Annotated in this window: 20 protein-coding genes and 2 tRNA genes; 4 read left to right on the top strand and 18 right to left on the bottom strand. The window is 68.6% G+C overall.

The window, feature by feature from the left end; genetic code table 11:
- Window positions 1-53: 53 nt before the first annotated feature.
- The 4 genes from CGUA_RS05960 to gltX form a co-directional block, all read right to left on the bottom strand.
- Complete coding sequence (locus CGUA_RS05960) at window positions 54-857, bottom strand: DUF4349 domain-containing protein (RefSeq protein ID WP_290198162.1); 804 nt, start codon at window positions 855-857, stop codon at window positions 54-56.
- Window positions 858-940: 83 nt separating this feature from the next.
- Window positions 941-1,013 (bottom strand) — tRNA-Glu (locus CGUA_RS05955).
- Between the two features lie 33 nt (window positions 1,014-1,046).
- A tRNA-Gln gene (locus CGUA_RS05950) sits at window positions 1,047-1,118 on the bottom strand.
- A 151-nt stretch (window positions 1,119-1,269) separates the two neighbouring features.
- Window positions 1,270-2,760 (bottom strand): glutamate--tRNA ligase, encoded by a 1,491-nt coding sequence (gltX, locus tag CGUA_RS05945; RefSeq protein ID WP_374725028.1) that lies wholly within the window; start codon window positions 2,758-2,760, stop codon window positions 1,270-1,272.
- A 132-nt stretch (window positions 2,761-2,892) separates the two neighbouring features.
- Between gltX and CGUA_RS05940 the strand changes: the two genes are divergently transcribed.
- Both CGUA_RS05940 and CGUA_RS05935 read left to right on the top strand, forming a co-directional pair.
- On the top strand, window positions 2,893-4,002 hold the full coding sequence (locus CGUA_RS05940) for an isochorismate synthase (RefSeq protein WP_290198160.1): 1,110 nt from the start codon (window positions 2,893-2,895) through the stop codon (window positions 4,000-4,002).
- 64 nt (window positions 4,003-4,066) lie between these two features.
- Window positions 4,067-4,360: an antibiotic biosynthesis monooxygenase family protein gene (locus tag CGUA_RS05935; protein ID WP_290198159.1), complete on the top strand. Its 294-nt coding sequence runs from the start codon at window positions 4,067-4,069 to the stop codon at window positions 4,358-4,360.
- Between the two features lie 34 nt (window positions 4,361-4,394).
- On the opposite strand, the gene CGUA_RS05930 is transcribed toward CGUA_RS05935, so the two are convergent.
- The 5 genes from CGUA_RS05930 to CGUA_RS05910 form a co-directional block, all read right to left on the bottom strand.
- Entirely contained in the window at window positions 4,395-5,480 is a 1,086-nt protein-coding gene (locus CGUA_RS05930) for an inositol-3-phosphate synthase (RefSeq protein WP_290198158.1), read from the bottom strand.
- Between the two features lie 120 nt (window positions 5,481-5,600).
- A complete protein-coding gene (locus CGUA_RS05925; RefSeq protein WP_290198157.1) occupies window positions 5,601-6,221 on the bottom strand; it encodes a class I SAM-dependent methyltransferase in 621 nt (206 codons plus the stop codon).
- Window positions 6,208-7,014, bottom strand: coding sequence for a fumarylacetoacetate hydrolase family protein (locus tag CGUA_RS05920; RefSeq protein WP_290198156.1), 807 nt, complete (start codon window positions 7,012-7,014; stop codon window positions 6,208-6,210). Before CGUA_RS05920 ends, CGUA_RS05925 begins: the two co-directional genes overlap by 14 nt.
- 28 nt (window positions 7,015-7,042) lie before the next feature.
- Window positions 7,043-7,657, bottom strand: coding sequence for an exonuclease domain-containing protein (locus CGUA_RS05915; protein ID WP_290198155.1), 615 nt, complete (start codon window positions 7,655-7,657; stop codon window positions 7,043-7,045).
- 1 nt (window position 7,658) lies between these two features.
- Window positions 7,659-9,542, bottom strand: coding sequence for a putative nucleotidyltransferase substrate binding domain-containing protein (locus CGUA_RS05910; RefSeq protein WP_290198154.1), 1,884 nt, complete (start codon window positions 9,540-9,542; stop codon window positions 7,659-7,661).
- Window positions 9,543-9,732: 190 nt separating this feature from the next.
- On the opposite strand from CGUA_RS05910, the gene CGUA_RS05905 reads away from it, so the two are divergent.
- Window positions 9,733-11,145 carry a GntT/GntP/DsdX family permease gene (locus CGUA_RS05905; protein WP_290198153.1) on the top strand — a complete coding sequence of 471 codons (1,413 nt, stop codon included), beginning with the start codon at window positions 9,733-9,735 and terminating at the stop codon, window positions 11,143-11,145.
- A gap of 26 nt (window positions 11,146-11,171) precedes the next feature.
- The gene (dsdA, locus tag CGUA_RS05900) at window positions 11,172-12,518 is read left to right on the top strand and encodes a D-serine ammonia-lyase (protein WP_290198152.1); all 1,347 of its coding nucleotides are present in this window, start codon (window positions 11,172-11,174) and stop codon (window positions 12,516-12,518) included.
- A 62-nt stretch (window positions 12,519-12,580) separates the two neighbouring features.
- Here the strand turns inward: dsdA and CGUA_RS05895 are convergent, their stop codons facing one another.
- From CGUA_RS05895 to ilvC, 9 genes are all read right to left on the bottom strand, one after another.
- Window positions 12,581-14,257, bottom strand: a complete 1,677-nt coding sequence (locus CGUA_RS05895; RefSeq protein WP_290198151.1) for a cell wall-binding repeat-containing protein — start codon at window positions 14,255-14,257, stop codon at window positions 12,581-12,583.
- A 254-nt stretch (window positions 14,258-14,511) separates the two neighbouring features.
- The gene (locus CGUA_RS05890; protein ID WP_290198150.1) at window positions 14,512-15,531 is read right to left on the bottom strand and encodes a 3-isopropylmalate dehydrogenase; all 1,020 of its coding nucleotides are present in this window, start codon (window positions 15,529-15,531) and stop codon (window positions 14,512-14,514) included.
- Between the two features lie 83 nt (window positions 15,532-15,614).
- Window positions 15,615-15,806 (bottom strand): YbdD/YjiX family protein, encoded by a 192-nt coding sequence (locus CGUA_RS05885; protein ID WP_290198149.1) that lies wholly within the window; start codon window positions 15,804-15,806, stop codon window positions 15,615-15,617.
- Entirely contained in the window at window positions 15,806-18,073 is a 2,268-nt protein-coding gene (locus tag CGUA_RS05880; RefSeq protein WP_290198327.1) for a carbon starvation CstA family protein, read from the bottom strand. The genes CGUA_RS05885 and CGUA_RS05880 overlap by 1 nt, the downstream gene beginning before the upstream one ends.
- Window positions 18,074-18,369: 296 nt before the next feature.
- Entirely contained in the window at window positions 18,370-19,953 is a 1,584-nt protein-coding gene (gene serA, locus CGUA_RS05875; RefSeq protein ID WP_290198148.1) for a phosphoglycerate dehydrogenase, read from the bottom strand.
- Window positions 19,954-20,113: 160 nt separating this feature from the next.
- The gene (locus CGUA_RS05870; RefSeq protein WP_290198147.1) at window positions 20,114-21,064 is read right to left on the bottom strand and encodes a hypothetical protein; all 951 of its coding nucleotides are present in this window, start codon (window positions 21,062-21,064) and stop codon (window positions 20,114-20,116) included.
- Window positions 21,048-22,841: a GmrSD restriction endonuclease domain-containing protein gene (locus CGUA_RS05865; protein ID WP_290198146.1), complete on the bottom strand. Its 1,794-nt coding sequence runs from the start codon at window positions 22,839-22,841 to the stop codon at window positions 21,048-21,050. Before CGUA_RS05865 ends, CGUA_RS05870 begins: the two co-directional genes overlap by 17 nt.
- A gap of 52 nt (window positions 22,842-22,893) precedes the next feature.
- Complete coding sequence (locus CGUA_RS05860; RefSeq protein ID WP_290198145.1) at window positions 22,894-23,898, bottom strand: cation diffusion facilitator family transporter; 1,005 nt, start codon at window positions 23,896-23,898, stop codon at window positions 22,894-22,896.
- A gap of 149 nt (window positions 23,899-24,047) precedes the next feature.
- Window positions 24,048-25,064 (bottom strand): ketol-acid reductoisomerase, encoded by a 1,017-nt coding sequence (gene ilvC, locus CGUA_RS05855; protein WP_290198144.1) that lies wholly within the window; start codon window positions 25,062-25,064, stop codon window positions 24,048-24,050.
- Window positions 25,065-25,101 lie beyond the last annotated feature (37 nt).

Here is a 25,101-nt window from a genome sequence, read left to right as displayed (position 1 = left end):
ACTATAACCACAGCCGTGGAATTCCACCAAATCCCTCTGGGCGGCTCGCTGAGCTACCGTGCGGAGGCGTCCGGCCCGCGGCGGCGCCGAATGAGGATCCTCGCCAGCCACGCCAGGAGGCCGATGAGCACCGCCCACGGCAGCGCGGCCATGACGAAGATCAGCAGCGAGGAGGCCGAGTCGAGCAGCGCCCGCCAGGCGCGCCCGATCAGCGAGGTGTCGCCGTCGCCGGGTTCATGGAAGCTGGCGGTGAGAGTCGACATGGCCACCTGGTCGTTGAGGTAGTCCAGCTGGCCGGTCAGGGAATCGAGTTCCGCCTGCCGCTGGGTGAGCATGTTCTCTGCCTCGAGCAGGTCGGCGACGGTGGTGGCCTCATCCATGAGCGCGGTCAGTCGGTCGATGGAGGTCTGCAGCGCCGCCTGCCGGGCCTGGAGGTCGACCACCTGCTGGCCGACGTCGGTGGCCGTGCTCGTCAGCGAGGTGACCTTCCCGAACTCGTCGAGCCGATCCACCAGCTCCTGGTAACGCTCCGTCGGCACCCGCACGGTCACGTGCGCCGAGGTCCGCTCCCCGGTCGTCGACACGTCCGAGAACACCACCCGCGATTCCGACTCCCGCGCCACCGTCGAGAATTCCTCCGCCGCCCGCTCTGGGTCGCGCACGCTTATCGACGCCTCCCCCGTCGTCACCACGTGAGACTCGACCGGTGCCTGCTCCGCGGCGGCAGGGTCACTGGGGCGCTCGGCGATCTCCGGCATAATGGCGTCTGTGGTGTCGCCGGCGTCGGCGCACCCCGCCAGGCCCCCGAGGGCGAGGACGAGGGCGGTGACGGCGACCCGGCGTCGGATAATGCTCATGCTCCCAGCCTCCCCCGCCCGCCGGGGCCGCGCAAGAGCAAAACGAGGCAGCCTGACCGAAATCAGACTGCCTCGCTTGTTTGTACCCCGTACGGGATTTGAACCCGTGTTACCGCCGTGAGAGGGCGGCGTCCTAGGCCACTAGACGAACGGGGCTTAAAGGACGTGAACAATTTTCAGTGTTCACCGCTGGCCTACCAGGACTCGAACCTAGAACGACGGTACCAGAAACCGCTGTGTTGCCAATTACACCATAGGCCATCAGATTGCTTCGCCGGCGAATGTTCCGCAGGCCGTGGAATCCAACGCTGGCTACCTTAATCGCAGAGCATCTCCGACGGCAAATCCGCAGCTCATCCCATCTGCACGGAGGGAGGCCCGACCGGGAAGTGGCCGGGCGTCGACAAGCGTCCTACTGCCCCGCCTGGAACGGGGTGACCGCGCGGGCGGCCTTCAGGCGGGCCAGGGTGGAGTCTCTGCCCAGCAGCTCCATGGACTCAAACAGCGGCGGGGAGACGGCCTCGCCGGAGACCCCGACGCGCAGGGCGCCGAAGGCGACGCGCGGCTTGAGCTCGAGTTCCTCGATGAGCGCCTGGTTGAGGGCCGCCTCGATGGTGGCGGTGGTCCACTCGCCCTCGGCGATGGCTTCCAGTGCGGCGATGCCGGCGTCGAGCGGCGCGATCGCGGCCTCCTTGAGGTTCTTCTTGGCGGCCTTCTCGTCCAGGACCAGGTCCTCGTCATCCGTGACGAGGAACTTGAGCAGGCCCCAGGCCTCGCCGAGGGTTTTGATGCGGGTCTGGGTCAGCTCGGCGGCGATCGCGAACTTCTCGGCCGGGTAGTCGACCGGGAACTCGGTGTGCTCGGTGAGGTAGGCGCGCAGGCGGGCCTCGAAGTCGGCCGGCGCCAGCAGGCGGATGTGGTCGGCGTTGATGGCCAGCAGCTTCTTGTCGTCGAAGCGGGCCGGGTTGCCCAGCACGTCGGCGACGTCGAAGGCCTCGACCATCTCCTCGCGGGTGAAGATGTCGCGGTCGCCGGAAAGCGACCAGCCCAGCAGCGCCAGGTAGTTGAGCATGCCCTCCGGGATGATGCCGGCGTCGCGGTGGTTGAAAATGTTGGACTGCGGGTCGCGCTTGGACAGCTTCTTGTTGCCTTCGCCCATGACGAAGGGCAGGTGGCCGAACTGCGGGGTGAAGTCGGTGACGCCGATGCGCTGCAGCGCCTCGTAGAGGGCGATCTGGCGCGGGGTCGAGGACAGCAGGTCCTCGCCGCGCAGGACGTGGGTGATGCGCATCAGGGCGTCGTCGACCGGGTTGACCAGGGTGTAGAGCGGCGCACCGTTGGATCGGGCGACGACGAAGTCCGGCTGGGTCTCCGGCTTGAACTCGACCTCGCCGCGGACCAGGTCGGTCCAGGACCAGGTCTTCTCCGGCATGCGCAGGCGCCAGACCGGCTGGCGGCCCTCGGCCTCGAAGGCGGCGATCTGCTCCTCGGTGAGGGTGCGGTCGTAGTTGTCGTAGCCCAGCTTCGGGTCACGGCCGGCGGCCTTGTGCCGCTCCTCGACCTCTTCGGCGGTGGAGTAGGCCGGGTAGACCTCGCCGGCGTCGATGAGCTTCTTGAGCACGTCGGCGTAGATGTCCATGCGCTGCGACTGGCGGTAGGGCTCGTGCGGGCCGCCGACCTCGACGCCCTCGTCCCAGCCCAGGCCGAGCCACTGCATGGTCTCGATGAGCGCCTGGTAGGACTCCTCGGAGTCGCGGGCGGCGTCGGTGTCCTCGATGCGGAAGACGAAGGTGCCGCCGGTGTGGCGGGCGTAGGCCCAGTTGAACAGGGCGGTGCGCACCAGGCCGACGTGCGGGGTACCGGTGGGCGACGGGCAGAAACGAACGCGTACGTCTGAAGTCATGCGGTCCATGCTAGACCAGCCCACCAGCGCACATGCGCATGCCTGACGACGCGCGGAGGACGCGTTCCCGCACGGGCGCCGGCGCCGAGCCGATCTTCGCGCCGTGACCCCGGCGCAGTAGACTCGGGGCCTATGTCTGATCAACGACCGGTGACTGCACCGGACTTCCTGCTCTCCCGAGCTCATGGGTCCGTGCGCACGCAGGGAGCGAAGCGCACCTTCACCGATGGTTGGGACGCCGCCGACGCGCTGCGCGCGGGCGAGGTGGACATGGTGGTCGGCGCGCTGCCCTTCGACCGCTCGGCGCCCGCCGCCCTGACCGTCCCGGAGCACATCATCCGCGAGGACGGGCCGCTGGAGCCGCACTCCTACTACCGCTACGGTCCCGGTTCGCGGCTGCACGCCACGATCGTCGGGTTCGATCCGGATCCGCACGAGCATCTGCGCCGGGTGGAGGCCGCCATCGAGACCATCCGCCAGTCGAAGCTGGAGAAGGTCGTGCTGGCCCGCGCCGTGGACATCGCGTTCGACCCGCCGGTGGATCCGCTGCTGGTCGCCGCCCGCCTCATCGACCGCAGCTACAACCGGGACGGCTTCATCGCCGACCTCTCCCCGGCCGGCCGCGACAGCATGTTCGTCGGCTCCTCCCCGGAAGTGCTGGTCAAGCGGCAGGGCTCGACGGTGACCGCCTATCCCCTGGCCGGTTCCGCGGCCCGCGCCCGCGATCGCGACGAGGACGCGGTCGTCGGCCACCGTCTGCGCACCTCGGCGAAGGATCTCGAGGAGCACGCCTACGTCGTCGACCACCTGCGCGACACGCTGGGACCGCTGTGCACCCGCCTGGACGTGCCCACGCATCCGGAACTGACCCGCACCAACGAGATGTGGCACCTGGCCACCCCGATCATCGGGCGGTTGGCCGATCCCTCCACCACCGCGCTCGAGCTGGCGCTGCGGGTCTACCCCACCCCGGCCGTGTGCGGCACCCCGACCGACGCCGCCGAGGCGCTGATCCAGACCGCCGAATCCGACCGGGGCTTCTACGCCGGGGCCGTCGGCTGGTGCGACGGGGACGGCGACGGCGAATACATGGTGGCCATCCGCTGCGCCGAGGTCTCCGCCGACGGCGCCCGCGCCCGGGCCTGGGCCGGCGGCGGCATCGTCGCCGACTCCGACGCCGAGGACGAGCTCGCCGAGACCACCGCGAAGCTGCGCACGATCCTCAACTCCCTGGGGCTCTAGGCCGGATCCCCGGGCCGGGCTAGGCTGGGCGGCATTGACCACCGAGCCCCCAGGAGAGTCCCCGATGAGCTTCTGCAAGATCACCTCGATCGCCGTGCCCGCCCCCGCCCGGGCGGAATTTGAGCGCAGCTTCGCTTTCCGTCGCGGATTCGTCGATATCGTCGACGGTTTCGAGGGACTCCAGCTGTTGCGCCCCCTCAGCGAGGGCTCCCCGTACCAGCTGCTGACATTCTGGCGCGACGAGGCCTCCCACCGGGCCTGGCGCCAGGCCAACCCCCGGCAGGACGACGAGTCGACCAAGAACTACGACGTGGCGAACTACGAGGTGATCCAGCGGGTCGAGCCTGTCCGGGAGTGATCCCGACGGGCCCGTGCCCCGTCGCCTGGCCGGTTTAAGGCTCGATGATGAAGGCCTCGAGCTGTTCGCGGGCCTCCTCGTCGCCCATCTGCACCGGCGGGGACTTCATCAGGTACGCAGAGGCCGGCAGGATCGGTCCGCCGATGCCGCGGTCCTTGGCGATCTTGGCCGCGCGTACGGCGTCGATGATGATGCCGGCGGAGTTCGGGGAATCCCAGACCTCCAGCTTGTACTCCAGGTTCAGCGGGACGTCGCCGAAGGCGGTGCCCTCCAGTCGGACGTAGGCCCACTTGCGGTCGTCGAGCCAGGGGACGTAGTCGGAGGGGCCGATGTGGACGCCGCGGTCCTCGACCTTGCCGGCCAGCGGGCCTTCCTTGATGTTGGAGGTCACCGCCTGGGTCTTGGAGATCTTCTTTGACTCCAGGCGGTTGCGGTCGAGCATGTTCTTGAAGTCCATGTTGCCGCCGACGTTGAGCTGCATGGTGCGGTCCAGACGCACGCCGCGGTCCTCGAAGAGCTTGGCCAGGACGCGGTGCGAGATCGTGGCGCCGACCTGGGACTTGATGTCATCGCCGACGATGGCCACGCCGGCGTCCTCGAACTTCTTCGCCCACTCCGGGTCGGAGGCGATGAAGACCGGCAGCGCGTTGACGAAGGCGACGCCCGCGTCGATCGCGGCCTGGGCGTAGAACTTGTCCGCCTCCTCGGAACCGACCGGCAGGTAGGAGACGAGGACGTCGACCTCGGCGTCCCGGAGGACCTGGACGACGTCGACCGGCTCCTCGGCGGACTCCGTGATGGTCTCGCGGTAGTGGATGCCCAGGCCGTCAAGGGTGGGGCCGCGCTGGACGGTGACGCCGGTCTGCGGGACGTCGCAGATCTTGATGGTGTTGTTCTCGCTGGCCTCGGTGGCGTCGGCCAGGTCCAGGCCGACCTTGGCGGCGTCGACGTCGAATGCCGCGACGAACTCGAGGTCGCTGACGTGGTACTTTCCGAACTGCACGTGCATCAGGCCCGGAACCTTCGTCGCCGGGTCGGCGTCCTGGTAGTACTCCACGCCCTGGATGAGCGACGTGGCGCAGTTGCCGACGCCTGCGATGGCGACGCGAATCTTGCCCATGGGGCAGCCTCCTAATAGTTGAAAATCAAAGCGACAACTATCCAGGCTAGGGCAGCCCCCGTCCCGGGCGGGAGCGGGAACTGCCCTTGATCGGTCAAGGGCACAGGTCAGCAGGCCGGACTACTCCGGGCGCCGGGCCAGCAGCACCACGTCGACACGGTGGTGGGCGCCGGCGCCGCCGGTGACGTGGCGCTCGGTGGTCTCCAGGGAGATCACCTCCAGCTCACTCAGCTGTTCGGCGACGGCCCGCGGCGAGAGCACCCGGCCGTCGGGGAAGTCGTGGTGGACGAAGAGCAGGTGCCCGCCGGGTGCGACGAGCTTCTCCAGCCTCGGTACCGTGACCGTGTCCTCCCCAGGGAAGGGGACGTAAAAGACGCTGACGAGGGTGAACTCGCGGTCGGCCACGGCCTCGATCCCACCGGTGATCAGCTCGGTGGAGTCACCGAGGCCGTTGTGCTCCACGAGCCGGGCGGAACGCTCGACGGCCGTCGTCGACGGGTCGACGCCGACGACCTCCCAGCCCTGCCGGGCCAGCCAGACGACGTCCGCGCCCTCGCCGCAGCCCAGGTCGAGGGCGGCTCCCGGTTCCAGGTCGGAGACGACCCGGACCAGGGTGTCGTTCGGGTTGCCCGACCACTGGACCCCGGAGGCGTAGATTTCCTCGAAGTCCACCGGCTCATGGTTGCCCGGGTGGTGATGGCGTCCGTGGGTGTGCGGGTGGTCGTGCTTATGCTTGCTCAACAGGGTTCTCCAGAACTCCGATGCCGGGGATCTCGACGGCGATGGTGTCGCCCGGGGTCATGGCCTCGGTGCCGGCCGGGGAGCCGGTGCAGATGACGTCGCCCGGCAGTAGGGTCATGGACGCGGTGATGAACTCGAGGATCTCGCCGAAGCCCATGATCATCTGGTCCGAGTTGGAGTCCTGCTTGGTCTCGGTGACGCCGTCGTGGGTCAGGTGCGCCTTGATCGGGAGGTTGTCGAGTTCGAACTTCTCCAGATCGGTCTCGATCCACGGGCCGAGCGGGCAGAAGGTGTCGATGCCCTTCGCGCGCGCCCACTGGCCGTCGGCGAACTGCAGGTCACGGGAGGAGACGTCGTTGACGATGGTGACGCCGCGGATGACGGACTTCCAGTCTGCGGCCTTGACGTTCTTGCAGGGCTTGCCGACGATGAGGGCCAGCTCGCCCTCGAACTCGACCTTGGTGGCGAAGTCCGGGATACGGATCGGTGCGCCGGGTCCGGTCACCGATGTCGGCGGCTTGAGGAAGAGCGTCGGCGGCAGGTGCTCGGCCGACTGCTGGAAGACCTCCTGGACGTGGTCGGCGTAGTTGCGCCCGATGGCGACGACCTTGCTGGGCAGGGTCGGGGCCAGCAGACGCACGTCGGCGAGCGGGAATTCCTTGCCGGTGTACTCCGGCTCGGTGTAGGGCGTGCCCTTGATCGCCTTGGCGGTCAGGTTCGCGTGATCGTCGCCTTCACCGTCGATGACGGCGAAGGTCAGTCCTTCTGGGGTGGCAATTCGTGCAAAACGCATGAGGGCCATCCTAGCGCCGAGGCCCGTGCTAGTAACGCAGGTCCTTCAGCGTGGCAACTTTCAGGGTGGCCGTCTGCGCGAGGAAGAGCTCCGCGCAGGCCAACGCGTCGGTGAGCGCGTTGTGGTTGGCGTAGCCGGGCAGTCCGTAGCGCTCCCGGACCCGCGCCAGGCGCAGATCCTCGCCCCGCGGGTACCTGGCGAGGCGTTCCATGTGGCGGCGTTCAATGGCGAAGGTGTCCACGGCCGGGTAGTCGATCCGCTCCCCGGTGAGCTGGCGGTGGATCCTGGCCATGAAGCCGCGCTCGATGTCGGCGTAGTGCGCCAGCATCATCCGCCCCTGCAGCGCGTGGATGAATTCCGAGTGCGCCTGTTCGACGCTGACGCCGGTGGCGACGGTGTCGTCGGTGAGTCCGTGCAGGGTCGCGGAGTCGCCCACCGGCCCGCCGGTGATGACGTAGTAGCGGGCGCCGCCCAGGTCGATGCCGTCGGCGTCGAGGGGCACCCACCCGACCGAGACCACGCGGTCGCGGTCGGGATCCAGCCCGGTGGTCTCGACATCCACGGCCAGCAGTCGGGCCTCGCTGATGGGGGTGTCCCACGCCGGTGTCGCCGCCGGGATCCGGGGCTGCCAGGGAAGCTTCATCCTAGGTGCTCCTGACCGGGTTCGTCTGGGCCAGCGCGGTCTGCATCTTCTTGACGATACCGAAGGCGTCCCGCAGGTTCTCGCGGTTCATGGAGGTCAGCTGGTCCGGGTCGATGTGGTAGTCCGGGGACTTCCCGGCGCGCAACTGCGCCGACTGGTGCTGCAGCGCGAGGCTGGAGAGGTAGTCGAAGGCGTCGGTGAGGTTGACCGCCGCCTTGTAGGAGAGGGTCTGCCCCGCCGCCGCGGCGAGGCGCTCCCGGGTGCCGACCTCGGTCACGCCGGCCTGCAACGCGTAGAGGCGGGCCATCTGCATGATCGGGTAGGTTCCGCCCTTCTTGATGTCGAGGGTGTCGGCGTACTCTCCCCCGCGCTCGACGACGAAGCCACGGAAGAACCCCAGGGGCGGTTCCCGGCGCACGGCGAGGGCGGCGAGGTGGGCCTGGAGCCGGGGGGCGGCCTGCGCCAGCGCCACGGCGTTGGCGTGAACCTCCTCGGCCAGGGCGCTCGTCCCGGCCAGCGGGCGCATGTCGAAGTAGATCTGGGCGTTGAGCAGCGCGTCCGGCTGGGGAGCCCCGACCCAGGTGCGGAAGGTGTGGATCCACTCGCTGCGGGTCATCCGCCACTGCGGGTTGGCGGCCATCATGTCCCCGGGGCACAGGACCTGTCCGGCGGAATCGAGGCCGGAGCAGATGAATTCCGCCAGCTTCGCGAAGTACTCCCCGTGCTCGGCCTCGACGTAGTCGTCGGAGAGGACCAGGGCGTTGTCCTGGTCGCTGGCCGGTCCCATCTCCCGGCGTCCCTGCGAGCCGACGGCCACGAAACACCACTCGACCGGGGCGGGGCCCAGTTCCCGTTCAGCCAGCACGACCAGGCGGCGGACCAGGGCGTCGGCGACGGAGGTGAGCACGCGGGCGGCCTCGCCGGCGGAGATGGTCTGGGTCAGCGAACGGGAGATGGTCTCCGCGGCGCGTCGAAAAGCGCCCTCGAGATCGGGCAGGCTCAGGCCCTCGATGTCGCCGGCCAGGTAGACGGGGTTCGCCCGCAGCAGCCGCGAGATGTCGCCCGAGGTGATGACGCCCAGCACCGAGCTGGGTGAGGTGACCGGCAGGTGGTGGATGTTGAATTCGCTCATGACCAGCAAGGCCTCGAAGACCAGCTGCTCCGGGTCAAGCGTGATGAGGTTGGAGGTCATTACCTCGGTGACCGGGACGGTGGAGTCGAGGCCGGCGGCGACGACCCGGGCGCGCAGGTCCTTGTCGGTGATGATGCCGTCGACGTGGCCCTCGCGGGTGATCAGGATGCTGGAGATGTCGTGCTCGGCCATCCGGCGGGCGGCTTCGCTGACGGTGGCGCCGCGGTCCACCGTGATCGGGCTGCGCCCGGCGACGACGGCGCCCACGCTCTGATGAAGGACCCCCGCCGTCGACTGGTCGGTCGCCCGGCTGATCTCCAGCTCCCGGGCGGCGTGGGCCAGGCGGCGGGACTGGGAGGAGTAGAACCTGGTCAGCTGGGGATTCTCGGCGGCGAGCCGATCATACTCCTCGCGCGGGAGGACGAGCACCAGGCAGTCCTCAACGGTGACGATGCTGTAGTCGGAGGTCGGGTCGCCGACGATCGTCGAGTAGCCAAAGGTCCGGCCGACGTCGACGCGGTCGAGCAGGATGCCGTCCGGGCCGATGACGTCGACGGCGCCCGAGCGGATGATGTGCATGTTGTCGTTGCGCCCGCCGAGCTCGATGACGGTCTCGCCGCGGCGGATGTAGCGCATCGTCATTTTCGACGGCAGTCTGTCCAGCACCTCGTCGGGCAGGCGCGCCCAGGGCTCGTGCGCGGCCAGGAATTGCCGAACCTCCTCCAGTTCAACGCTCACGGCGGATACCTCCATGTCGGTGCGGTCGGAACGGGTCGGTTGAAAGACAGGATACGTGCCCGCGCCCTCCCAGGAAGGCTTTTCGACGCCGTCCCGGTGTCCTCCCTCACCTTTGCGTGGAACCTATCTCAGGCGTCACTTTCGGCTATGTATACTCTTCCGGGTCTTAATAACACCAATGTCTGATGATTGAAGGAGGGATCGCATGACATCCACCGCGGGGCTGATCGCCGTTCTGCTGGCCGCCATCGCCCTGATCGTTTTTCTCATCGTGAAACTGCGGTTTCACGGCTCCATCGCCCTGGTCCTCGCCGCGCTCGCAGTCGCCCTGGTCACCGGGGTGCCGCTGGGCGAGGTCGTCGGCGTCATCGAGGAGGGCGTCGGGGGTACCCTCGGCTTCCTGGTGCTGATCATCGGTTTCGGCGCCGTCCTCGGCAAGATGCTCGAGGTCTCCGGCGGCGCCGAGCGCCTCGCCCTCTCGCTGCTCGACGCCTTCGGCGCCCGGCGCGCCACGGTGGCCATGGCGCTGCTGGGCCTGATCGCCGGCATCCCCGTCTTCGTCGAGGTCGGCTTCGTTCTGCTTGTTCCATTGGTCTTCGTCGTGGCCCGCGCGGCCGGCATCTCCCGTGTCGCCGTGGGCCTGCCCCTGGCGATCTCGCTGATGACCGTCCACTGCGTCCTGCCGCCGCACCCGGCCGCCACCGCGATCGCCGGCACCCTCGGCGCGGACGTCGGAACGGTCATCGTGCTCGGCCTGATCGTCGCCCTCCCCGCCGCCCTCGCCGGCGGACCGCTCTACGCCAGGCTCGTGCCGGGCGCCTTCGCAGTCGAGGAGGACGCCGAGGATTCCGAAGATTCCGGAGATTCCGGCGCGACCGCGGAGACGGGCGGCACCGGCGCCACCGCCGGGGGCGTCGCGACCCTGCCCGCCACCCGCCGGGACACCACTTCGGCGCTGCCCGGGTTTGGCGTCACCCTGCTGACCGTCCTGCTGCCGCTTCTGATCATGGTGGCCAAGACCGTCATCCACCTGATCGTCGATCCGGAGTCGACTGCGGGCCTTGTCGTCGGGTTCATCGGCAACCCGATCGTCGCCCTGCTGATTTCGGTGCTCTTCGCCTACTACTCCCTCGGACTGTCCCGGGGACGCTCGCTGTCGGACATTTCCGGGATCACCGACTCCTCCTTCGCCCCGATCGGCGGCGTATTGCTCATCATCGGCGCCGGCGGCGGTTTCAACGCCGTGCTCACCGCCTCCGGCATCGCCCCCGCGCTTGCCGACGCCCTCGCCGTCCTGCCCATCAGCCCGATCATCATGGCCTGGCTCATCGCCATCATCCTCCACTTCGCGGTCGGCTCCGCGACGGTGGCGATGATCTCGGCCGCCGGCATCGTCGCCCCGCTGATGGCCACCACCGGCGTGTCCCCGGAGATCATGACCCTGGCCATCGGCGCCGGCGCGATCGGCCTGACCCAGGTCACCGACTCGCTGTTCTGGATGTACCAGTCCTACATGAAGATCTCCGTCCAGCAGTCCATCCGGACGCTGACCGTGGGCACCACCGTCACCTCTGTGGTGGCACTCGGTATGGTGCTTCTCCTCTCCCTCTTCTTCTGATCCCCGCCCCTCGAAAGGACCCCGCCATGAACACGCACCACCCCGTCGACGTCGCCGCCGTCAGCGAACAGTTCCCGCTCATCACCCGGCTGCAGAACCTGGAGGAGCTGTCCTGGTTCAACCCGGAGGCGACCTCCCGCACCGCCGAGGAGGGTCTGGCCGCGGTCGGACTGAGCGAGTCCGACGTCCGCGACGCCGCCGACCGCCTCAAGCGTTTCGCCCCCTACCTCGCCGAGGTCTTCCCCGACGCCACCCGCACCTACGGCATCCTCGAGTCCCCGCTCGTGGGCGTGCCCGCCCTCCAGGCCAGCCTGGAGCAGCCTGGGCAGCTGTGGGCCAAGCTCGACTCCCACCTGCCCATCTCCGGTTCGATCAAGGCCCGCGGCGGCATCTACGAGGTGCTCGCCCACGCCGAGAAGATCGCCCTGGAGGCCGGCCTGATCACCGTGGACAGCGACTACCGCGAACTCGGCTCCGAGCAGGCCCGGGAGCTGTTCTCGCGCCACAAGGTCGCCGTGGGCTCCACCGGCAACCTGGGCTTGTCGATCGGCATCATGAGTGCGACCCTGGGCTTCCAGGCCAGCGTCCACATGTCCGCCGACGCCCGCCAGTGGAAGAAGGACAAGCTGCGTGAGCACGGCGTCAACGTCGTCGAGTACGAGTCGGACTACTCCGTCGCCGTCGAGCAGGGCCGCGCCGAGGCCGAGGGCGATCCCCTCACCCACTTCGTCGACGACGAGAACTCCGTCACCCTCTTCCTGGGCTACGCCGTCGCCGGCGCCCGTTTCGCCGGCCAGCTCGCCGCCTACGATGTGCGCCCCACCGTCGAGCGCCCCATGTTCGTCTACCTGCCCTGCGGCGTCGGCGGCGGCCCGGGCGGCGTGGCCTTCGGCCTCAAGGCGGCCCTGGGCGACGCGGTGCGCTGCATCTTCGTCGAGCCGACCCACTCCCCGGCCATGCTGCTGGGCGTGCACACCGGGCTGCATGACGCGGTCAGCGTGCAGGACTTCGGCATCGACAACCTCACCGCGGCCGACGGCCTGGCCGTGGGACGGCCCTCGGGCTTCGTCGGCCAGCGCATGGAGAAGCTTCTCGACGGCTACCTCACCGTCGACGACGACAACCTCTACCGCCTCATCAGCCTGCTCGACGAGACCGAAGGCATCCGCATTGAACCCTCCGCCGCGGCCGGACTGATCGGCCCCGCGCGCGTCGCCGGCGACGCCGATTACCTGGCCCGCCTGGGGCTGGACGCGGAGTCCCTGGAGCAGTGCACCCACGTCGCGTGGGTGACCGGCGGTTCCATGGTCCCGGCCCCGGAGATGGCCTCCTACCTCGACACCGGCGCCCGGCTGCGCGAGAACGCGCGCTGACACCTCCGGCAAAGACGACAGCACCACCGCGTACTCGCGGTGGTGCTGTCGTCTTCATCCCTCTACTGGTAGGAAACGAACCACGGACGCGGGTTGACGGTCTCGTAGGTCTGCTCCGGTGTGAAGGTCGGGGTGTCCTCGTCGATGAAGTTCTTCCATGCCATGAACCAGTCGTCGGACAGGCCCTGGCGCAGTACGTTCCAGGTCTCGAACTTCAGGTCCGGGGTGCCGTGGCCGTCCGCGTGGATCACGAAGGCCAGCTCGAGGTGGGAGGTGTCGATCTGCTCGCGGTCGCGGACCATCTGCAGCTGGAACTGATGGACGATGAAGACCTTCTGCGGCAGGTCGTTGTCCCGGGTCAGATCCGCCAGCCACTGGGCCACCTCGTCGACCTCGGCGGCGGTGGTGTTGCCGATGCGCTGCATGGGCATCTCCTCGGCGCCGATCTGCCACTCCGGGTCGATGGCCAGGCCGACGTTGGGTCGCTTGAGCAGCTCCTCGTAGCGCTTCGCCTGCTCCAGGAAGGAGGCCCGGCCCGGCTGCAGGTCGAGAACGGCGTAGCCGCCGGCCTCGGTGATGGCGTCGATGTAGCCGACGAAGTCCTCGGGGGCACCCTCGTTGGAGTAGTCGCCGTCCTCACCGGGGAACTCGCTGGCGACGGTGACGATGATCTCGAAGGCCGGAATCACCGGCTGCTCCTCGAGCGCCTGGTACTGCTCGACGATCGGCCGGAGGCGCTCCACCGCCTCGGTGGGCGACTGCTCACCCATCACGCCCAGGGCGGCGCCGGAGGGATGGCCGTACATGGCGATCATGCGGCGCCCCGGGAAGGCCAGCCCGCCCCCGCCGGGCAGTTCGCCGTTGGCGGCCAGGTCGACCTTCTCGGCGTACTCCTCGGTGGAGCCGAACTGGGCGCCCAGCGCGATGGTGTCCCCGCCCTGGACCAGCTCCATGGACTCGGAGGTGATGCGGGGGTCCGGGAAGCTGAGCAGGTGGGTCTGGCCGCCGGCCGCCTTGGCGGTGGCGAGCGCGGCCGGGGAGGTCTGCTCGGTGACCAGCAGCGGCGGCAGCGTCAGTTCGGAGTTGCGGGCCGGGGCCAGGGAGGCGATGTCGCGGGCCAGGGCCAGGATCTCCGGGTCACCCTCGTGGGCGGCCTGCGCCGGGTCCTCCTGCTCCGAGGGCGGCACCGGCAACGCCGGATCCGAGGCCCCGTCCGGGCCGTCGGCCTCCGTGGCGGTGGCCGTGGCGCCCGCCTCCGCTTCAGCTTCGGCTTCAGCTTCCGCGGAGGCCGTCGTCTCGGCGGCCCCAACCGCCAGCGGGGTGACCTCCAGTTCCCCGGCCTCCGGAATCTCGAACTCGCCGGCGGTCAGCAGCTCCTTCGCGCCGAGGCGGGCGGCCTCATCGACGATGGCCTGCCCGTTATCACCGGTGAAGACGAGCATGGGCACGCCCCGCTCGACGGCCTCGGTGGCCGCGGTGCGCTGGGAGTCGGCCTGGGCGGTGGCGACGACAAGCTCGTCTGCCGCCTCGAAGAAACGCCGGGTGACGTCCAGGCCGGTGCCGTCGGCGTCGGCAAGCGTCTCCGGGCCGGAGGTCGCCAGCCTCGGCGCCCCGGACTGGGCGGAGGCTCCGGCCTCCCCGGAGTCGGGGCCCGCGGCGGAGCAACCTGTCAGGGCCAGCGTGGCCGCCGTGGCCAACGCGATGGTGGCCGTCTTCAGCGGCGACCGCGATCTACGCACCGTATGCACCAGAATCCTCTCGTCAACATTTTCGTGACGCGTGCCGGTGGGCACCTCAACGTCACTCAGGGTCGTCTCACGTTATCCCACCCTCCTTTCCGAGCGTCGGCGCCCCGCCCCGAGGGTCAGCGAGCCACCACCGGGTGGGGGCCGTGCCGGGGGTGTATTCCGGGGCAGAGCCGGCGCCGGCCGGCGTCAGGAAATGACACGGCGCACCGCCCCTGCCGGAGGGGCGGTGCGCCGTGTGGGAAAGGTTACTGCGCGAGCGCGGCGGCGATGCGGTCGCCGATCTCGGAAGTGGAGGCGGTGGACGTGCCGCGGGCGGAGACGTCCTCGGCGACGGCCTTCTCGATGCGGGCCGCGTTCTCCTCGTCGCCGACGTGGCGCAGCAGCAGGGCGACCGAGAGGATGGTGGCGGTCGGATCCGCGATACCCTGGCCGGCGATATCCGGCGCGGAGCCGTGGACTGGTTCGAACATGGAGGGGTTGGTCCGGGAGGCGTCGATGTTGCCCGAGGCCGCCAGACCCACGCCGCCGGTGACGGCGCCGGCCAGGTCGGTGAGAATGTCGCCGAAGAGGTTGTCGGTGACGATGACGTCGTACTGGCCCGGATCGGTGACCATGTAGATGGTCGCGGCGTCGATGTGCTGGTAGTTGACCTCGACGTCCGGGTACTCGACGGCGACCTCGTCAACGGTGCGCTGCCACATGTCGCCGGCGTTGACCAGGACGTTCTTCTTGTGGATCAGCGTGACCTTGCGGCGGCGGGTCATCGCGCGCTCGAAGGCGTCACGCACGACGCGCTCGGCGCCGAAGCGGGTGTTCTGGGAGACCTCGGAGGCGACCTCGTGCGGAGTGCCCTTGCGCAGCACGCCGCCGTTGCCCGCGTAGAGCCCCTCGGTGCCCTCGCGGACGACGACGAAATCGATCTCGCCCGGGTCGGCCAGGGGCGAGACCGAGGACGGGTAGAGCTTGACCGGGCGTAGGTTGACGTGGTGGTCAAGGGAGAACCGCAGCTTGAGCAGCAGCTCGCGCTCCAGCAGACCCGGCTTGACGTCCGCCGGGGCGCCGATCGCGCCCAGCAGGATGACGTCGTGCTCCTTCAGAGCGGCCAGGTCCTCGTCGGTGAGGATGTCACCGGTGCGCAGGTAGCGGTCCGCGCCGAGGTCGAAGTCGGTGGCCTCGACGTCGTCGCGGACGGCGTGGAGCGCCTTGAGCGCCTCGGGGACGACTTCCTTGCCGATGCCGTCGCCGGCGATCACTGCGAGTTTCATTATGTGGGATTCCTCTCTCACCTGATGGACGTTTGCGCCCATTCTAGCAACCTCTCCCCCGCTTCACCCCTACCCGGCGCGCGTCAACAGCAGCGCGCACCGGGATTGGCGTCCTGCTCCGCGTAGCGCGCCCTCCAGTACTCCCGCTCGGTGGGTACCTCGGCGTCGGGGTGATGACGCCTGAGGTGCTCAACGTAGCGGGCGTAGGCGTGATCACCCATCAGCTCACCGACGTACCAGCGCACCGACCGCACGGCCTTGACGACGCCCTGCACTAGTGGCCGCCGTGCGTGGCGTGGTAGTTCGGGATGGCGTATTCCTCAATGACCTGCTTCTCCTCACGCGTGGTGACCATGCCGGCCGGGAAGAAGATCTCGGAGGGGGTGTCCGGCTCCTCGGAGGTCTCCGGCTCCAGGCCCGCGGCGCGCTCCCGGACGGCCTTGACGGAGGCGGCGACCGCGGCGAGGACGACCACGAGGACGAGAACGGCGAAGAGGATGGACAGCGAGCCCTGGACGAAGGTGTTGCGGACGACGGCGTCGATGGCCTCCGGACTCTTGGCCGTGCCGAACTCGGTCAGCCCCTGCTGCGCGGCCTCCTTGAAGCGGGCGTGCTGTGCCCAGTAGCCGATGGCCGGGTCAGAATGGAAGATCTTCTGGAAGGACGCGGTCATCGTGATCACCAGGTCCCAGACCAGCGGGATGAGCGGAATCCAGACCCACTTGTACAGCCCCTTCTTCAGGACGACGACCACCACCAGGGACAGCGCCATGGCAGCGAGCAGCTGGTTGGCGATACCGAACAGCGGGAACAGGACGTTGATGCCGCCCAGCGGGTCGGTCACGCCCATGATCAGGATCGCGCCCCACAGTGCGCAGACGATGAAGGTCGACAGCCAGGAGCCCAGCCGCCAGCTGTGGTCGCGGAACCTGCCCAGTCCCGGGATGGCGCCGAGGGAGTCGCTCATCATGAAGCGGGCGACGCGGGTGCCGGCGTCGACGGTGGTGAGGATGAACAGCGCCTCAAACATGATGGCGAAGTGGTACCAGAAGGCCTGCAGCGCCGGGTTTCCGAAGAGGTCGGTCATGATCTCGGCCATGCCGTAGGCCAGGGTGGGCGCGCCGCCGGTGCGCGAGACAATGGTGGCCTCGCCGATGGCGGCGGCGGCCGCGTCCAGCTCCCCCGCGGTGATCGGGGTGCCCGGCAGATCCAGGGTGCCGACGAAGGCGGCCGCGCCCTCGGAGGTGCCGCCAGTGAGGGCGGCCGGGGCGTTCATGGCGAAGTACATGTGCCGGTCGATGATGACGGCGGTGATCAGGGCCATGATCGCGACGAAGGACTCCATGAGCATGCCGCCGTAGCCGATGGCGCGCATGTGGGACTCCTTCTCGATCAGCTTCGGGGTGGTGCCCGAGGAGATCAGGGCGTGGAAGCCGGAGAGGGCGCCGCAGGCGATGGTGATGAAGAGGAAGGGGAAGAGGCTGCCCGCGAAGACCGGGCCATTGCCCTCGATGGCGAAAGAGGTCACGGCCGGCATCTGAACCTCCGGTCGCTGCAGGAGGATGGCCACGGCCAGCAAGGCGATGACGCCGATCTTCATGAAGGTCGACAGGTAGTCACGCGGGGCGAGCAGGAGCCAGACCGGCAGGATGGCGGCGACGATGCCGTAGATGATGATCGCCGCGGCCAGGGCCTCCTTGGAGAGGGTGAACCAGGCCTGGCCCCAGTCCTGCTCGGCGACCCAGCCGCCGCCGATGATGGCGGCCATGAGCAGGACCACCCCGATGGCCGAGACCTCCGAGACGCGCCCCGGGCGCAGGTAGCGCAGGTAGACGCCCATGAACAGGGCGATCGGGATGGTCATCGCGATGGAGAAGACGCCCCACGGGGAGTCCGCCAGCGCGTTGACGATGATCAGCGCCAGGACGGCGATGATGATGATCATGATGGCGATGGTGGCCAGGATGCCGGCGGCGCCGCCGACCCTGCCCATTTCATCCCGGATCATCTGGCCGAGGGAACGGCCCCGGCGCCGGGTGGAGACCCACAGCACGAGGAAGTCCTGCACGGCGCCGGCGAAGATCACGCCGACGACGATCCACAGGGTGCCCGGCAGGTACCCCATCTGGGCAGCCATGACCGGGCCCACCAGCGGGCCGGCGCCGGCGATGGCGGCGAAGTGATGGCCGAAGAGGACGCCCCGGTGGGTGGGGACGAAGTCCTTCCCGTCGTTGACGTACTCGGCGGGGGTCGCACGGGTGTTGCGCGGCTTGACGATGTTGTACTCGATCAGACGGGCGTAGAGGCTGTAGCCGATGATGTACGAGCCGATCGCGGCGAAGACCAGCCAGACGGAGTTGATGGTCTCGTCACGGTTGAGGGCGATGGCGGCCCAGCCCAGGGCGGCGACGAGCGACGCCAGGGCGATGACGATCTTCTCGACGCCGGTGATGCGCTTGGTGGGGCGCACGGCGACGGGGACGTCCTTGCCGTCGACGACGTTGAACTCGATGTCGGGACGGGGATCCCGATCTACTGAAATACTCACGGATGCTTCTCCAGCTGGCTTGAGGTGCCGGGCAGCCGACACGCAACTGATACGGGGAACGCATGGACGGAGCAGGGGTGTCCCATCGCACGCAGTGACCTCGGGTGTGAGGCAGGCCCAATCTAAACACAACCGGACACTAATTTCCCATTCAACATCCAAAGAATTGCCAACGATCTGACAGGCACGGGCAGGGTCCCGGTTTTCGGGCCCAGCCTCCCTCCCCCGGAAAACACTGACCGCCGCGGGAGACAGTCTCCCGCGGCGGTCGAGTTGAACCAGGCCGGGAACTAGTCCAGGTCAACCTGGAACGCGGTGGCGTTGAGCTCCGCCTCGATCTTCTCCTCCAGCTCGGCCGGAACCTCGGACTCGACGCGCAGGATCAGGGTGGCGGAATCGCCCCGGGCCGCCTGGGTCAGGGCGGCGGCCTGGATGTTGATGCCCTGCTCCCCCAGCGCCATGCCGACCTTGCCCAGCGCACCCGGCTGGTCGGTGTAGCTGAGGAAGAGGTTCTTGCCCTCGGCCCGCAGGTCCAGGCCACGGTCGTTGATGCGCACGAGCTTCTCGACGCGCTCCAGACCCGTCAGTGCACCGGTGACGACGGCGGATTCGCCGTTGGCGCCGGCGACCTTGACCTCGATGACGGAGCGGTGGCTCTCGGACTCCGGGGCGGTGGACACGGAGTAGCCCAGGCCACGCTGCTCGGCGATCTGCGGGGCGTTGACGAAGGTCACGGACTCATCGGTGATGGCCGAGAACAGGCCGCGGACGGCAGACAGCGCCAGGACGTCGACGTCCTCGGTGGACAGCTCGCCGCGGGCGACGACCTCGAGGTTGACCGGGGCCGCGTTCAAGAAGCGTCCGGCGACCAGGCCGAGCTTGCGTGCCAGGTCCAGCCAGGCGGAGACCTCCTCGCCGACCTTGCCGCCGGAGACGTTGACGGCGTCGGCGACGAACTCGCCGGCCAGCGCCTTGAGGACGGAATCGGCGACGTCGGTGCCGGCGCGATCCTGGGCCTCGACGGTGGAGGCGCCCAGGTGCGGGGTCACGACGACCTCATCCAGCTCGAAGAGCGGGGAGTCGGTGCACGGCTCGGTGGCGTACACGTCGAAGCCGGCGCCGCGGATGTGCCCGGACTTGATGGCGTCGGCAAGCGCCTGCTCGTCGACGATGCCGCCACGGGCGGCGTTGATGATGATCTGGCCCTTCTTGGACTTCGCGAGCAGCTCGGCGTCGAACATGCCGGCCGTCTCCTTGGTCTTCGGAAGGTGGATGGTGACGAAATCGGAGCGGCCGACGAGCTCCTCGAGGTCGACCAGCTGGACGCCGAGCTGAGCGGCGCGAGCCGGGTTGGCGTACGGGTCGTAGGCGATGATCTCGGTCTCGAAGGCGGCCAGACGCTGAGCGAAGAGCTGGCCGATGTGGCCGAATCCGACGATGCCGACGGTCTTGCCGAAGATCTCGACGCCCTTGAACTGGGAGCGCTTCCACTCGTGCTCGCGCAGCGTGCTGTCGGCGGCGGGGATCTGGCGGGCGGTGGCCAGCAGCAGGGAGATGGCCAGCTCACAGGCGGAGTGAATGTTGGAGGTCGGGGCGTTGGCGACCATGACGCCACGCTCGGTGGCGGCCTCGATGTCGACGTTGTCCAGACCGACGCCCGCACGGCCGATGATCTTCAGGTTCGGGGCGGCCTCGATGACCTCGCGGTCGGCGGTGGTGGCGGAGCGGACCAGGAGGGCGTCTGCTTCCGGAACGGCGGCGAGCAGCTCTTCGCGGTTCGGGCCATCCACCCAGCGGACCTCAACTGCGTCGCCGAGGGCATCGACGGTGGACTGGGCAAGCTTGTCAGCGATGAGAACGACTGGCTTCGACACTTCGGGGTGACTCCTCAGGCTCAGGTTTAAAGTAGTTTGCTTCCGCCACACTGCCGGACGCTCCTGCGTTCAAAGCGTGCTGTGTATTGGATGGTGAACACTTTAACCCCTCACTGTTATCTGATCCGGATCAATACCCCGTTATGGGTCGGCCCATAATTCATCGGATCTTTCGAAGAAGCTTCTGCTCCGCCTGCACGATGGAGTCAGCGAGCGTCGGCCCGCTGCCGAACTGCTCACCCAGCGCCAGCAGGGGCCGATCAGCCAGCCCCACCATGGCCCGCATCGTCTCCTCGGACTCCCGGGGGTCAGGCGTGTCGACGACACGGACCGACGCACCGAAGCTGCGCGCGTTGGTCACCGAAACCAGGGGGCTGGCCGCGGTGGCCACCGTCGTGGGGGCCCGCTGCGCGTCGCGACGCGAGGAGATGGGAAACGCCGCGGTCGGCCCCGGCCGCGGGGGCAGCGTCTCCCAGCCCGCGGTCAGCAGCACCGGCGTCGAGCCGTCCAGGGAGGCCACCGCCCCCACCATCCCGGCCGGGTCACGGACCACGGCGTCGTGGAACTGGTGGGCGGTGAGATCCCCGAGCCCGGCGTCGGTGCCCGGGTCGGCGGTGACCGTGACGACGCCGGTGGTCTCGGCCAGTTCCACCGCCCCGACGGTGAGGATGCGGGTGGCGCCCAGGCGGCCGATCTCGGCGACGATCTCGGCGTGGCGCGGACGCGAATAGGACAGCATCGGCGCGTGCGTGAACACCGCGATCGACGCGGCCCGCAGCTGGGCGGCGTCCGAGGGGCCGGCGATGACGACGGTGTCGGAGTCGTCGAAGAAGAGGCGGGAGGTGGCCAGACCGGCGTCGTCGCGCAGAACGGTCGGGACCTGCGCGAAATGCTCGTCGACGGTGCGGTTGCGGTTCTCCGCGCGCGTGTCCGCCACCGAGAGCGCCCCGGCCGGGCCCGGGGCCGCCATCGGTGGCGGCCGGTCCCCCTGCCCGGCCTGCTGGTCACCGAGGACCGCGGCGCAGGCCGAGGAGGACAGCGCCGCCGCCAGGAGGAGGGCGAGGGGGCCGTGACGGCGTCGTCGGCGGGTCCGCCTAGCGGGCGAAGGCACCCGGCCCCTCGACGCCGCTGGTGTAGTCCGACCCCTCGACGTCACGCAGCACCGGCTTGGCCATCGCGTGCTCGACCATGCCGATCATGCGCTGGAGCCGATCCTCGAAGAAACCCCGTGCGTCAGCCCGGAAGAGCAGCTCCGGGGTGATCTCGTGGGAGGCGATGACCGAGTCGAACTCGTCGTCCTCCATCAGCGACTTCGACCGCACGCGGGTGAGGTAGCGCGACGGGTCGAAGCCGTCGAGGACGACCTCGGTGCGCTTGCCCATCGGCGTGCGATTGAGCACCGAGTCGGCCAGGACCTGCTCGACGCCGTTGTCGGCGCACCACTGGCGCGGAAAGACCCGCTCGAAGCTCGGATCCAGATCTGAATAGGTCCAGCGGTCGAAGACCCGGCCGGTGCGCCAGTCACGGGCACCCCGGGCCATGAGCAGGGCGTAGATGCCGTGCCACACGCCGGAGTGCTCGTCGATGGAAAAGAAGCGCGACTCGGCGAACGTGGCGTCGTGGAGCGTCTGCGGCTCAGGCGCATCCTCCCGCAGAATCCACGGCACCACCTCGTCGACGTCACGGCCGGCGCGGATGATGACCGCCGCCGAGCCGTAGAGTTCACCGAAGACCCCGGACCAGAACCAGCGGTTGAGGCGGTCGGTGGCGCGCTCGGCGCCCAGGGACTCGGGCGACTCGTCCAGCAGCGCCAGGATGACTGCCAGGGGGACGATCTGGGCCGAGTACGGGACCTGCTCGACGCTGAGAATGCAGCGCTGCGCCAGGAATTCGGCGGCGGCCCGGAAGCCGGCGCGCAGCCGGCTGACCACCGACTGGTAGTCCGCGAGCTTGAGGTTGATGATGTCCTCGCGCTGGCCGACCGCGTGCCCGCCCGGGGCGGTGACCAGCAGGCTCACGGCGGTGAGGAAGGAGGTCTTGTCGATCTCGTCCAGCGCCGGGTACTGGCGCAGAATCGACTCGGTGCGCGCCCAGTCCGCGTCAAGGTCGAAGTCCGGATCCTCGATACCGAAGACCGCCGTCAGCAGATCGAAGACGTCCATCTGCAGGCCGACCGCGTTGGCCTGGGCGAAGATCGAGCCGACGCCGGCCTGGGCGGTCTCCCGCGCCAGGCGGATCATCGGAACGTCATAGGCGTTGAGCGGCGTGGCCACCCGGGCGTTGAACAGCTTGATCTCCTCCATCTCCTCCGGCGTGGCCTGCGCGGCCATGTCGAAGAGCATCGAGGAGCCCTCGGAAGTCAGCAGCGCGTCCACCGGAATGACGCGGGCCGCCACCGCGACCTCACGATCGCTCAGCGAGCCGTCCACCCGGGGCCCGAAGTGGGAGCTGACCACACCGTTCTCATCCACCGCGAAGACGGCCTCCTGCGGCAGCACCTCCTTCTGCACCGCCCTGGACACGTCGACGTAGAAGCGCCGGGTGATCTTCTTGTTGCGGAAGTCAACGGTGTCGACGTGACCGCCGCCCTGGAAGCAGTGGTAAAGGCTGGTCACCCGCTGCTGGCCGTCCAACAGCAGCAGACCCGGGTTCTGCCCCGTCTCCGGCGCGCCTGAGATGGGGCGGGGCTTGAAGCGCATGTCCGCGTTGCGGGTGTCCAGCGCAAGCAACGATCCGATCGGGTAACCGCGCAGGACCGTCACCAGCAGCGAGCGAATGCGGTCGCTGTTCCAGAGGTAGGCGCGCTGGAAGTCGGGCAATTGGAGCTCACCGTGGTTGATGCGGGAGAACAGATCCGGCAGTGAGTAACTGGGCGTGGTAAAGGCCATGCACCTGATACTACTGGTGATACGTTCCGGTGTCCTCACCAGCAAGGCGAGCCTACGCCGGCGGCACGCAGATGTCTTCGTGGGACCGGTGTTCCGGGAGCTCCAGCTGGATCGTGGAGTGCTCGATGCCGAGCTCCCGGAGTCGGGCCTGGGCGGCGTCGAGCACGTGGCAGCCCTCCTCTCGGTCGGGGTCGACGACGAGGTGGCAGGTGGCCAGGGAGGTGACGCCCTCGGTGGACCAGATGTGGAGGTCGTGGACGTCGGTGACGCCGGGAATTTCCCGCATCCGCCGCGCCACCTCGGCCGGGTCGATGCCCTCCGGGACGCGGTTGAGCAGCACCGAGAGCGACTCCAGCAGCAGCCGGATTGAGCGCGGGGCGACGAGCGCGACGATGGCCAGCGACGCGATGGTGTCCGCCGCCGTCCACCCGGTCAGCACAATGACCACGCCGGCGACGATGACGGCCACCGAGGCCAGCATGTCGGCCAGCACGTGCAGGAACGCGCCGCGCATGTTCAGACTGGCGTCCCGGTGGCGGACCAGGACGGCGGCGCTGAGTGCGTTGGCGGCCAGGCCGAGGATCGCGACGGCGATCATCAACGGCGCATCGATGTCACGAGGCCCGGTGAACCTGCCCAGGGCCTCGATGAGAATCCAGGCCACCACGCCGGTGACGACGACCGCGTTGATCATCGCGGCGACCACCTCGACGCGGCGGTGCCCGTAGGTGGAGCGGCTGGTGACCTCCCTCCTGCCCAGGAGCATGGCCACCAGAGCCAGAATCAGGCCGGTGGAATCCGAAAGCATGTGCATCGCGTCCGAAAGCAGGGCCAGGGAACCGGAGACCAGGCCCGCGACGAGCTCGGCGAGGAATACGGTGCCGGTGATCAGCAGTGCGACGATCAGTGCGCGCAGCGGAGCGTCGGTCGTGTGGGTGCCGCCGAAGCCGTGGCCGTGGCCGTGGCCGTGGTCGTGGTCGTGGTCGTGACCATGCTCCTGCTCCTGGTCGGCGTCCCGCGGATGCGCCCGGGGGCCGTGGCCGTGTGTCTGTGCCATGGCCTGAGCCTATCCGCTCCGGCGCTTTATTGAAAACATATTGAAAATAAAATGACCCGGGAAACGGGGCACTGCCCCCGAACGAGGCCGCTCGGGGGCAGTGGACGGTGCGCATCGAAGAGCGTGATCCCGCCGATGACGCGGGGGACCTAGGCGGTGCCTGCGGTCAGACCGGAGTCGACCCAGCTCATCATGCCGCGCAGCTTGGCGCCGGTCTCCTCGATCTGGTGGGTGTTGTAGGACTCGCGCAGACCCTCGAGCTCCTTGTTGCCGCCCTCGACGTTGGCGACCAGACGCTTGGTGAAGGTGCCGTCCTGAATGTCCTTGAGGACGTCCTGCATGACCTTCTTGGTGTCGGCGGTGATCACGCGCGGGCCGGTCAGGTAGCCGCCGAACTCAGCGGTGTCAGAGACGGAGTAGTTCATGTTCTTGATGCCGCCCTCGTACATGAGGTCGACGATCAGCTTGAGCTCGTGCAGGCACTCGAAGTAGGCCATCTCCGGCTCGTAGCCGGCTTCGACCAGAACCTCGAAACCGGTCTTGACGAGCTCCTCGGTGCCGCCGCAGAGCACGGCCTGCTCACCGAAGAGGTCGGTGACGGTCTCCGCCTCGAAGGTGGTCGGGATGACGCCGGCGCGGGCGCCGCCGATGGCGGAGGCGTAGGACAGCAGCAGATCCTGGGCGTCGCCCTTCGGATCCTGGTCGATGGCGATGAGCGCCGGAACGCCCTTGCCGTCGACGTAGGTGGAGCGGACCAGGTGGCCCGGACCCTTCGGGGCGACCATGCCGATGATGACGTTGTCGACCGGCTTGATCAGGCCGAAGTGGATGTTCAGGCCGTGACCGAACAGCAGTGCGTCGCCCTCGTTGAGGTTGGGCTCGATGTCCTTGGTGTAGATCTCTGCCTGGGAGGTGTCCGGGGCCAGCAGCATGATGACGTCGGCCCAGGCGGCAGCCTCGGCGTTGGTCTTGACCTCAAAGCCGGCCTCCCGGGCCTTGTCGGCGGACTTGGAGCCCTCGCGCAGACCGATGACGACCTCGACGCCGGAGTCGCGCAGGTTCTGGGAGTGAGCGTGGCCCTGGGAGCCGTAACCGATGATGGCAACCTTCTTGCCCTGGATGATGGACAGATCGGTGTCGGCGTCGTGGAAAACATCAATAGCCATAAGAGGATGCAGCCTTTCGTGCTGTGAAGGGATCTAA

It is taken from the genome of Corynebacterium guangdongense (genome assembly GCF_030408915.1).
Lineage (GTDB): Bacteria > Actinomycetota > Actinomycetes > Mycobacteriales > Mycobacteriaceae > Corynebacterium > Corynebacterium guangdongense.
Note: the sequence above shows the minus strand (reverse complement) of the source record. Positions and strands in the feature narration are given on the sequence as shown.